This is a genomic window from Streptomyces sp. NPDC000878 (assembly GCF_053599695.1).
On the sequence record NZ_JBSFMT010000010.1, the window covers coordinates 192,729 to 203,067 of the forward strand.

Below are 10,339 nucleotides of genomic sequence, written 5' to 3' on the forward strand. Positions count from 1 at the left end.
CCCATGGCTCTCTCCCAGTCGGACATCGACATCGAGGTCGGCGACCTCCAGGACGCCTACGACAAGGCCGTCGCCGAAGGCGCCCCCGTACAGAACCATCCGCCGCGCGACTACGCCCCGTACCGCAGCTCGGTGCTCCGCTACCCCAAACAGCCGCTGGTCGCGGTGAACGGCGGGGACCCGGAGACGGTCGAGCTGTCCGGGCCGGTGTTCGGTGCCACCGACATCACCGACATCGACAGCGACCTCACCGTCCAGCACCAGGGCGAGCCGCTCGGCGAGCGCATCACCGTCTCCGGCCGGCTCCTCGACCGCGACGGGCGGCCCGTGCGCGGCCAGCTGATCGAGCTGTGGCAGGCCAACGCCTCCGGCCGGTACGCGCATCTGCGGGACCAGCACCCGGCACCGCTCGACCCCAACTTCACCGGTGTGGGGCGGGTCCTGACGGATGATCAGGGGCGGTACAAGTTCACCACGATCAAGCCGGGCGCGTACCCGTGGCGCAACCACACCAACGCCTGGCGGCCCGCGCACATCCACTTCTCGGTCTTCGGCACGGCGTTCACCCAGCGGCTCGTGACCCAGATGTACTTCCCGAACGACCCGCTGTTCCGCTACGACCCGATCCTGCGCTCGGTGACCGACGAGGCCGCCCGTGACCGGCTGGTCGCCCAGTACAACCACGACCTGTCCCAGCCCGAGTTCTCGCTCGGCTACGAGTGGGACATCGTCCTCGACGGTCCCTCCGCCACCTGGATCGAAGAAGGCCGCGACTGATGAGCGTCTCCCCGCAGAAACCTCTCCCGACCCCGTCCCACACCGTCGGCCCCTTCTACGGCTACGCGCTCCCCTTCCCCGAGGGCGAGCAGGTCGCGCCCAAGGGCCACCCGGACACGATCACCCTCCACGGGTACGTCCTGGACGGCGAGGGCGACCCGATCCCCGACGCCCTGCTGGAGTTCTGGCAGGCGGCGCCCGACGGCTCCCTCACCGGCGCCCCCGGCTCACTGCGCCGCAACCCGGTGACGGGCGGCTACCTGGGCCGCAACGGCACCGACTTCACGGGCTTCGGGCGGGTCGCCACCGACGCCGACGGCCACTTCGCGCTGTACACGCTGCCCCCGGGCAACGCCGGTCTGCCGTACATCAGCGTCTGCGTCTTCGCGCGCGGTCTGCTGCACCACCTGTACACGCGCGCGTATCTGGCGGACGGCGCCGACCCGCTGCTCGACTCGCTGTCGGCCGAGCGGCGCGCCACGCTGGTCGCCGCCGAGGGCGAGCGGCGGACGTACCGTTTCGACATCCGCCTTCAGGGCGAGGGCGAGACGGTCTTCCTGGAGTTCGAGTGACACCACCTGCCGATGCCGCTACCGACGACGACGCCGACACCGGCCTGCTCTCCCCCGGGTGGGCCGGTTCCCCGGCGGCCTCCGCGACGAGCGACACCGCGTATCTGCGGGCCCTGCTGGACGCCGAGGCCGCGCTGACCCGCGCGCAGGCCGGGCTGGGGCTGGCGCCCACGGAAGCGGCGGAGGCGGTGGACACAGCGGCAGGCTCCCTGTCCGCCTTCGACGTACGGTCGATCGCGCTGCGCGCCCGGGCCGGCGGCAACCCGGTGATCCCGCTGGTCGCGGACCTGACGGCGGCGGTCGGCACGGAGTACGGGCCGTACGTCCACCGGGGTGCGACCAGCCAGGACATCCTGGACACGGCGACGATGCTGGTCGCCGCCCGCACCCTGGACCTGGTCCTCGCGGACCTCGACCGCACCGCACGGGCCCTCGCCCGCATGGCCGCCGACCACCGCGACACCGCGATGCCGGGCCGCACACTCACCCAGCACGCCGTACCGACGACCTTCGGTCTGAAGGCGGCGGGCTGGCGCTCGCTGGTGCTGGACGCACGCGACCGCCTGACGGCCGTACGCCACCGTCTCCCCGCCCAACTGGGCGGCGCCGCAGGCACCTTGGCCGCGTTCACCGTGTTCGGAACCACCGACACGCAGGCCCTGGTCGCCGCCTACGCCCGCGAACTCGGCCTCGCCGAACCGGCGTTGCCCTGGCACACCCTGCGCACCCCGGTCGCGGACCTCGCCGGGGCGCTCGCCTTCACGGCCGGGTCCCTCGGGAAGCTCGCCGCCGATGTGCTCGCCCTCGCCCGTACCGAGATCGCCGAGGTCTCCGAGGGCAGCGGCGGCGGTTCGTCGGCGATGCCGCACAAGGCGAACCCCGTACGGTCGACGCTGATCGCCGCAGCCGCCCGGCGCGCGCCGCAGCTCGCGGCCACCCTGTACGGCACGCTGGTAGCCGAGGACGAACGGCCGGCCGGTGCCTGGCACGCCGAGTGGGAGCCGCTCAGGGAGCTGCTGCGGGTCACCGGGGGCGCCGCCCGGGACGCCGTCGAACTGACCGAGGGACTGCGGGTCCACGCGGATGTCATGCGCCAACACCTGGGCCTCACCCACGGGTTGATCGTCTCCGAGCGCCTCGCCGCCGAACTCGCGCCCGTGCTGGGCCGGGCCCGCGCGAAGGCACTGCTCACCGAAGTGGCCGCCCGTACCTACACCGAGGGCCGATCGCTCGCCGAACTCCTCGCAGAGGAGCCGGAGTTGAAGGACCTGCCCCTCGACGAGCTGATCGACCCCGCCCGTTACACCGGCTCCGCCGGAGACCTCACCGACCGTGCTCTGGAGCGACCGTGACCGACAAGCTGCTGCACCACCGCGTCGAGGGCTCCGCCACCGCTCCCCCGCTGCTGCTCGGACCCTCGCTCGGGACGTCGTACGCCCTCTGGGACAAGGTGGCGCCCGAGCTGTCCGTGACGCACCGGGTGGTCCGCTGGGACCTGCCCGGGCACGGGGGTTCGGCGCCCGACCTGATCGGGCCCGGGGCCACCATCGGCGACCTGGCCGCGCTGGTGCTGGCGCTCGCCGACTCGCTCGGGATCGAGCAATTCGCCTACGCGGGCGTCTCGTTGGGCGGCGCCGTCGGTCTGCATCTGGCCGTCCACCACCCGGAGCGCGTGTCCTCGCTCGCCGTTCTCTGCTCCTCGGCCCACTTCAACGGCAGCAAGCCGTGGGAGGAGCGGGCCGCGCTGGTGCGGAGCGAGGGGCTGGCCGGGCTCGCGGACGGTGCCGACGCACGCTGGTTCACCTCCGGGTTCACCGTGCCGGAGCTGGTGGCGGACCACCGGAACGCCGATCCGGACGCGTACGCCGCCTGCTGCGACGCGCTCGGCGCCTTCGACCTGCGCGACCGGCTCGCCGAGATCGGCGTACCCACGCTGCTCGTCGCCGGGCGGCAGGACCCGGCCACTCCCCCGGCCCATCTGCGGGAGATCGCGGACGCCGTGCCCGGTGCCACGCTCGTCGAGTTGTCGGGCGCCTCGCATCTGGCGGTCGCGCAGTGCCCGGAGGCCGTACTGGCCGCGCTGCGCCCGCACTTCGGGACGGTCGCCCGGCGGGGCATGGAGGTGCGGAGGCAGGTGCTCGGCGACACGCACGTGGACCGCGCCCAGTCGCGCCAGACACCCTTCACGGCCCGCTTCCAGGACTTCATCTCGCGTTACGCGTGGGGCGAGATCTGGACCGACCCGACGCTCACCCGGCGCGAACGCAGCATGATCACGCTCACCGCGCTGGTCGCCCACGGCCACTACGACGAGCTGGCGATGCATGTCCGCGCGGCCCGCCGCAACGGGCTCACCCCCGAGGAGATCGGCGCGGTGCTGCTCCAGACGGCCGTGTACTGCGGGGTCCCGGCGGCCAACTCGGCGTTCGCGGCGGCGCAGCGCGTCTTGGCGGAGGAGGACGGCGCGGTGCCGGACGGCCCGGAAGGGTGACCCTGCCGGTCGTAGTCCCAGCAGCATCTCGTGCGTGCCTCCCTCCCGTGCCTACGGTGGAGGCATGTCCACTGTTCTGATTACCGGCGCCACTTCGGGGCTCGGCCGGTACGTCGCCTTCGAGCTGGTCCGCTCCGGTCACACCGTGCTCGCCCACGGGCGCGACCCCGGCCGCACCGAGCAGCTCGTCACGGAGCTGCGGACCGAGGGCGCGGCCGAGGGATTCGTCGCGGACCTGGCCTCGCTGGCCGCCGTACGGAAGCTGGGCGCGGAGGTCTCGGCCGCGCACCCGAGTCTCGATGTGCTCGTCAACAACGCGGGCGTCGGGGCCGGTCCGCCCGGCTCCGGCCGTGAACTGAGCGTCGACGGGCACGAGTTGCGGCTCGCGGTGAACTACCTCGCGCCGGTCGTCCTGACCCGCGCCCTGCTGCCGACGCTGCGCGCGGGCGCGCCCTCACGGATCGTGAACGTCGGCTCGGCCGGTCAGGCGCCCCTCGACTTCGCCGATCCCGAACTCACCCGTGGCTACAGCGGAACCACGGCGTACGTCCGCAGCAAGTTCGCGCTCGCCGCCCACACCTTCACCCTGGCCGAGGAGTTGGCGGCCTGGGACATCTCCGTCAACGTGCTGCACCCGGCCACCTACATGGACACCACGATGGTCCGCGAGGCCGGTGTCGCCCCCTGGTCGAGCGTCGCCGACGGTGCGGCGGGCGTTCTCGCGCTGGTGACCCGGGAGTCGGGCAGCGGACGGTACTTCGACGGTACGAGCCCGGCGCGGGCGCACGAGGAAGCGTACGGGGAGGAGGTGCGGGGGCGCCTGGAGAAGGTCACGGAGCAGTTGCTCCGGGTCTGACCCGCACCGGGCGCCCCCGTCGGTCAGCGCAGGCCCCGGCCCGTCTCCAGGACGTCCCGGGCCTGGGCCACCAGGCCGTCGGCGCCGCACGACTTGGCCAGGGTCAGGCCGCGTTGGATCTCGGCGACGGAGCGGGCGAGGATGCCGTACTCGACGCGTGCCGCCGCGTGTTCGTACTGGCAGGGTGACGCCTCCAGGTAGGCGACCGCCTGGGCGGCCAGCCGGACCGCGCGCTGGCCGGTCTCCAGGCTCGCTGCGCAGCGGAGGGCCTCGCCGATGGCGGTGTCCGTGCCGAAGCGCTCGGCATTGCGGCGGGCATCGGAGGCGAGTGTGGCGGCGCGGAGCGGGTCCTCCGTCGCCAGGGCCCGGGCGAGGTCGACGGACCAGGTGGCGAGCACGGGGTTGTGGAAGCCCCGCGCGGTCGCCGCCTTCTCCGCGGCCTCCAGTTCGTTGATGCCCTCCTTGGTCCGGCCGACGGCGAGGAGCAGCCTGCCGCGTACGGCGCGGGGTTCGGGCAGCACGATGGTGGACGGGTAGGGCGGGGCGAAGCCGTACTGCTCGGCGATGTCCCAGGCGTCCTGGACATGGCCGCGGGCCAGCAGTGTGTCGACGAGGTTGCAGGTCGCCGACCAGTACAGGGGCAGGCCGCGCCCGACGCGTTCGGCGAGCCGCAGGGACTCGCGCAGGGAGGTCTCGGCCTCTCTGAGGCGGCCCCGCCTGCGGTGCCCGAGACCGACGTACGCATGGGCGAGGGAGAGGTGGCCGCCGCTCCAGCCCGCCGTCTCGTAGGCGCGCAGGGCCTCCGTGTAGAAGGCCTCGGCGCGGTCGAGACGGTCGGTGTAGGCGTACGAGCAGGCCAGCATCAGCAGCAGTTCGATGCCCCACTCGGGGTCGGTCCAGCCGAGCCCGGGGGCGAGGCGGCCGTTGACGAGGGCGCGGTCGCACACCTCCACGACCTCCTCGGCGTTCTCACCGTGGGTCATGGCGTCGAAGCCGCGCAGCATGAGCAGCGCGCGCTCGGAGTTGTCCCGGCCGGTGCAGGGGCGGGCCAGGTCGGCGAGGCGCTCGGAGCGGCCCGGCGCGGGCGCGTCGCCGCCGTGGAGGCACTCCAGCATGAACTGCGCCCCCTGCAACCGCATGCGGGCAGGGCCAGGCTGGTGCCGGGCAGCCTCCTCCTCGACCGTACGGACCGCCTCCTCCATCTGGTTGTTGTGCAGCAGGGCCTGGGAGAGACGGACGATCGCGTCGACACGCAGGGCGCCTTCCAGGCCGGGCAGCGCGAGCGCGGTCTGGAGGTGTCCGATGGTGGTGGCGGGCGAGGTGAGGAGGGTGACGCAGCCCAGTTCGTAGAGGACGTGCGCGTGACTCTCGGGGCGGGGCGGTTCCAGCAGGGCGCGTTCCAGACAGCGGCGGGCCGCGTCCGGGGCGCCGACCATCTGGTGCTCGCGGGCGGCCTCCCGAAGCTGCTCGACGAGTTCCTCGTCGTCGTCCGGATAGACGTGCAGGAGGTGGCGGGACGCCGCGGCGGCACCCTTCCCGGACTCGGTGACGACCTGGGCGGCGATGCCGTGCATGGCGGTGCGCATGCCGTCCGGGATGGAGTCGTAGACGGCGGTGGCGATCAGCGGGTGGACGAACTCCAGCTCGCTGTCGGTGATGTGCCCGACCCTCAGATCGGGCTCGGTGAGGATGCGTTCGGTGCACAGGAGGTTGGCGCAGCGGTAGGCGTCGTTGGGGCCCAGGGTGGCCAGCCGGGCCACGAGGTCCACGGTGATGCCCGAGCCGAGGATGGCCGCCGCCTGGGCGAAGCGGGTGGCCGCCAGGCCCAGGTCCTGGAGCCGGGCGACGAGGCCGCCGCCGCGCGCCGAGTTGTTGAGTTCGCGCAGGCTTCCGCAGGACGCCTCGACCGGGGCCAGTCCGGCGTCCTGGACCTTGGCGAGGAGCTCGACGGTCTCGTACGGGTTGCCGGCGGTGACCGCCCACACCTCGCGGCAGAACGGGCCGTCGGCGTGCGGGCCGAGGGTGGCGCGGGTGAGGCCCGCGGCGGCTACCGGGGTCAGTGCGTCGAGCGCGGCGACGGGGCCCGCCGTCCGGGCGATCGCCTCCAGGTGGGCGGCGCTGTCGCCGGTGGCCTCGTCGGGCCTGCGGGCGACCACGACGAGGACGGACAGGTCGTCGAGCCGCTCGGCGAACGCGGCCAGCCAGCGCAGGGTCTCCTGGTCGGCCCAGTGGGCGTCGTCGATGAGCAGGACGAGCGGCCAGTCACGCTTGGCGAGCCGCCGTACGGCCGCGACGAGGCCGTCGCACACGCCCTGCGGGTCGGCCATGCGGTCGCCGGGTTCCGCGATGCCGAGGGCGGGACCGGCGATGTCGTACCAGTCGCCGAGGTACTCGCGGGCCTCCTCCGGCATCAGCGACAGCAGCGCGGGCTGCAGCAGCTGGCGTACGACGTTGAAGGGGACCGACTTGAGGGTCTCGCCGCCGCGTGCCGACCACACCGTGCAGTTGCGCTTCTCGGCGATGCGCCGGGTTTCGGCCATCAGCGCGGTCTTGCCGAGGCCAGCCTCGCCGGTGAGGAGCAGCAGACTGCCGGCGGAGGCGCTGTCGGCGCGCAGGGCGTCGATCGCCCGCTCGGCGGCGGCGAGTTGTGTGTCGCGCTCCCACAGGGCGGCAGAACCGGCCGTCCCGGGCCGTTCCTCCGTCATCCCGCTACCTCCCCAAGTCGCCTGAACGACGTACAGAACTTGAGACTAGCCGCCCGGCTGCCGAAGTGGAGGCGGGTCCGCGCAGGTGTTGCCGGGACGAGTGACAGGGAGTGCGGCAGGGCGACGCGGCGGGCCCGCCACCAGCAGTCGTGAAAGTTATTGACAGTCAACAACCCCTGAAATGAAGCTAATTTTCCATCACGGCGGGCGCACATCCGCCCTTCGTCGCGCCCCCTCGACCGCCCCGCCCGCGCCCCCGGAAAGGATCTCCATGAGCGCGCCCACGCCCGCCCACGACCTGCGGACCCCCCGGCCGGAGCAGTCCCGCCGAGCCCTGTTCGCGGGTTCGGTGGGGAACTTCATCGAGTGGTACGAGTTCGGCGTCTACGGCTACTTCGCGACGGTGATCGCGGCCCGTTTCTTCACCCCGGAGGGCGGGAGCGAGGCCGAGGCGCTGGTGAGAACGTACGCGTCCTTCGCGCTGGCGTTCTTCTTCCGGCCGGTGGGCGCGGCCGTGTTCGGCCGGCTCGGCGACCGGATCGGCCGGCGTCCGGTGCTGATCCTGGTGATCGCCCTGATGACGGGCGCCACGACGTTGATCGGCGTACTGCCGACGTACGACACGGTCGGCGCCCTCGCGCCCTGGCTGCTGACGCTGCTCCGGGTGGTCCAAGGGCTGTCGGCGGGCGGGGAGTTCGGGGGCGCGGTCTCCGTGATGACCGAGTTCGCGCCACCGGGGCGGCGCGGTCTTTACGGGTCGTGGCAGTCGTTCACGGTGGCCCTGGGGCTGCTGGCCGGGGCGGGCGCGGCGGCGCTGCTCGCCACGCTGCTCACCGAGGCCCAACTGGGCGACTGGGGCTGGCGGTTGCCGTTCCTGCTGACGCTGCCGCTGGGGCTGGGCGCGCTGTGGCTGAGGCTGCGGCTGGAGGAGACCCCGGACTTCGAACGGGCGACCGCCACTGCCACGGACACTGCCACGGAGAGCCCACCCGCCCGCGAGGTCGCGCGGGCCGTCGCTGTGGGCGCCGGGCGGATCATGGGCTGGGCCGCCGCCGGGTACACCTTCCTCGTCGTGCTCCCCTCCTACCTCCAGAGCACCCTGCACGCGAGCTTCCAACAGGCGCTGCTCGCCACGGTGTTGGCCAATCTGGGGTTCGCGGCGACGATCGTCCCGGCCGGCTGGTTCAGCGACCGGGTCGGGCGGCGGCCGGTGATGCTGGCCGGGGCGGTGCTGGTCGTGCTCCTGGCGGTGCCGCTGCTCAACCTCCTTCAGGACGCGGGCACTTCGAACGCGGTGAAGGGGGCGGCGGTGTTCGGGGCGGGCGCGGTGGTCGGGCTGATGGCGGGTCCGGGCCCGGCGATGCTCGCCGAACTGTTCCCGACGAGCGCGCGCTACACGGGCCTGGGCCTCGCCTACTCCCTCTCCAACGCGGTGTTCTCGGGGTGCGCAGGCCTGATCATCACCGAGACGGTGAAGCGGACGGGGAACGTGGACATCCCCGCCTACTACGCGGCGACGGTGTGCGCGGTGAGCGTGCTCGCGCTCGCCGCCTCCCCCAAGGGCGTTACCGGAAAGGCGGGTTGAGGGCATGCGGGTGATCGGTCTGATGTCCGGAACGTCGTACGACGCCATCGACGCGGCGGCGGCCGAGCTGACCCTCGTCGGCGACAGCCTCGTACTGCGCCCGCTGGGAATGGTGAGCGAACCGTACGACGACGGCCTGCGGGAGGCGCTCGCGGCGGCGCTGCCCCCGGCCGCCACCTCGCTGGCCGAGGTGTGCCGCCTCGACACCCGGATCGGGCGGGCCTTCGCGGCGGCGGCCGTCCGTGCGGTGGGCGAACTGTGCGGCGGGGAGGCCGAGTTGGTCGCCTCGCACGGCCAGACCGTGTACCACTGGGTGGACGCGGGCCGAGCCCACGGAACACTCCAACTCGGCCAGCCCGCCTGGATCGCCGAGGCGACCGGACTGCCCGTGGTCGCCGACTTCCGCCCGCGCGACATCGCCGCCGGGGGCCAGGGCGCCCCGCTGGTCAGCCTGGTCGACCTGCTGTGGCTGCGCGGCCTGCCGGGCACCCCCGTCGCCCTGAACCTCGGCGGCATCGCCAACCTCACCGCCCCGGACGGCACCGCCTTCGACACCGGCCCGGGCTGCGCCCTGATCGACGCGGCGGCGAGGGGCTTCAGCGGCGGCCGGCTCGCGTACGACGCCGAGGGCGCCCTCGCCGCCCGGGGCACCGTCCACGGACCGCTGCTGCGCCGACTCCTGGACGAGCCGTACTACGCGCTACCGGCACCCCGGACCACCGGCAAGGAACTGTTCCACCTCGGCTACCTCCAGGACGCCCTGGCCGGCCTCGGCACCCTGTCCGCCGAGGACGTGATCGCCACCCTCACGATGCTCACGGCCCGCACGGTCGCGGACGCCGTCCGTGCGGTGGGCGCGACAGAGGTGATCGCCTCGGGCGGCGGCACCCGCAACCCCGTACTGATGGCGATGCTCGGAGCCCGCCTCCCCGGGCTGACCCTGCGCACCTCCGACGAACTGGGCCTGCCGTCCACGGCCAAGGAGGCGTACGCGTTCGCGGTCCTCGGCTTCCTGACCGCACACGGCCTGGCGGGCACCCGCCCCGGCAGCACGGGCGCCCGGCATCCCAGCATCCTCGGCTCGATCACCCCCGGCCGCGAAGGACTGCGACTGCCCCCGGCGGCGGAGAAGGCCCCGGTACGGCTGCTGGTGGAAGGGGCCTGACCTCCCACCGCTCCGCTGATCGCGGCCACGATGCAGTGAACTCCGTTGGTTGGGCGGTTCGTTGTCGAGCGCGGGCCCGGTGGGGGCTGGTCGCGCAGTTCCCCGCGCCCCTAAAGGACAAAAGACCCGGCCCTGCGGGCCTGAAAAGCACGGGGCGCAGCCCCTGCTTTTCAGGGGCGCGGGGAACT

Annotated in this window: 8 protein-coding genes; 7 read left to right on the forward strand and 1 reads right to left on the reverse strand. The window is 73.3% G+C overall.

Annotated features, from left to right (window positions below; translation table 11 throughout):
• The first annotated feature begins 3 nt into the window (after positions 1-3).
• The 5 genes from pcaH (at position 4) to ACWDR4_RS12675 (ending at position 4,696) form a co-directional block, all read left to right on the forward strand.
• Positions 4-777 (forward strand): protocatechuate 3,4-dioxygenase subunit beta, encoded by a 774-nt coding sequence (gene pcaH / locus ACWDR4_RS12655; protein WP_450407391.1) that lies wholly within the window; start codon positions 4-6, stop codon positions 775-777.
• Positions 777-1,349 (forward strand): protocatechuate 3,4-dioxygenase subunit alpha, encoded by a 573-nt coding sequence (gene pcaG / locus ACWDR4_RS12660; protein WP_450407393.1) that lies wholly within the window; start codon positions 777-779, stop codon positions 1,347-1,349. Before pcaH ends, pcaG begins: the two co-directional genes overlap by 1 nt.
• Entirely contained in the window at positions 1,346-2,701 is a 1,356-nt protein-coding gene (gene pcaB, locus ACWDR4_RS12665; RefSeq protein WP_450407395.1) for a 3-carboxy-cis,cis-muconate cycloisomerase, read from the forward strand. Before pcaG ends, pcaB begins: the two co-directional genes overlap by 4 nt.
• Positions 2,698-3,840 carry a bifunctional 3-oxoadipate enol-lactonase/4-carboxymuconolactone decarboxylase PcaDC gene (gene pcaDC / locus ACWDR4_RS12670; protein ID WP_450407397.1) on the forward strand — a complete coding sequence of 381 codons (1,143 nt, stop codon included), beginning with the start codon at positions 2,698-2,700 and terminating at the stop codon, positions 3,838-3,840. Before pcaB ends, pcaDC begins: the two co-directional genes overlap by 4 nt.
• Positions 3,841-3,904: 64 nt before the next feature.
• Complete coding sequence (locus ACWDR4_RS12675; RefSeq protein WP_450407399.1) at positions 3,905-4,696, forward strand: SDR family NAD(P)-dependent oxidoreductase; 792 nt, start codon at positions 3,905-3,907, stop codon at positions 4,694-4,696.
• Positions 4,697-4,719: 23 nt separating this feature from the next.
• Here the strand turns inward: ACWDR4_RS12675 and ACWDR4_RS12680 are convergent, their stop codons facing one another.
• On the reverse strand, positions 4,720-7,401 hold the full coding sequence (locus ACWDR4_RS12680) for an ATP-binding protein (protein ID WP_450407402.1): 2,682 nt from the start codon (positions 7,399-7,401) through the stop codon (positions 4,720-4,722).
• Positions 7,402-7,672: 271 nt separating this feature from the next.
• On the opposite strand from ACWDR4_RS12680, the gene ACWDR4_RS12685 reads away from it, so the two are divergent.
• Together ACWDR4_RS12685 and ACWDR4_RS12690 are read left to right on the forward strand one after the other, a co-directional pair.
• Positions 7,673-8,986, forward strand: coding sequence for an MFS transporter (locus ACWDR4_RS12685; RefSeq protein ID WP_450407404.1), 1,314 nt, complete (start codon positions 7,673-7,675; stop codon positions 8,984-8,986).
• A gap of 4 nt (positions 8,987-8,990) precedes the next feature.
• A complete protein-coding gene (locus tag ACWDR4_RS12690; protein ID WP_450407406.1) occupies positions 8,991-10,151 on the forward strand; it encodes an anhydro-N-acetylmuramic acid kinase in 1,161 nt (386 codons plus the stop codon).
• Positions 10,152-10,339: the final 188 nt, after the last annotated feature.

What these genes read in the sequence shown, in the direction of transcription:
- pcaH (WP_450407391.1), top strand. Translation starts at nt 4, where the DNA reads ATGGCTCTCTCCCAGTCGGACATCGACATCGAGGTCGGCGACCTCCAG.
- ACWDR4_RS12685 (WP_450407404.1), top strand. Translation starts at nt 7,673, where the DNA reads ATGAGCGCGCCCACGCCCGCCCACGACCTGCGGACCCCCCGGCCGGAG.
- ACWDR4_RS12690 (WP_450407406.1), top strand. Translation starts at nt 8,991, where the DNA reads ATGCGGGTGATCGGTCTGATGTCCGGAACGTCGTACGACGCCATCGAC.
- pcaG (WP_450407393.1), top strand. Translation starts at nt 777, where the DNA reads ATGAGCGTCTCCCCGCAGAAACCTCTCCCGACCCCGTCCCACACCGTC.
- ACWDR4_RS12680 (WP_450407402.1), bottom strand. Translation starts at nt 7,401, where the DNA reads ATGACGGAGGAACGGCCCGGGACGGCCGGTTCTGCCGCCCTGTGGGAG.
- ACWDR4_RS12675 (WP_450407399.1), top strand. Translation starts at nt 3,905, where the DNA reads ATGTCCACTGTTCTGATTACCGGCGCCACTTCGGGGCTCGGCCGGTAC.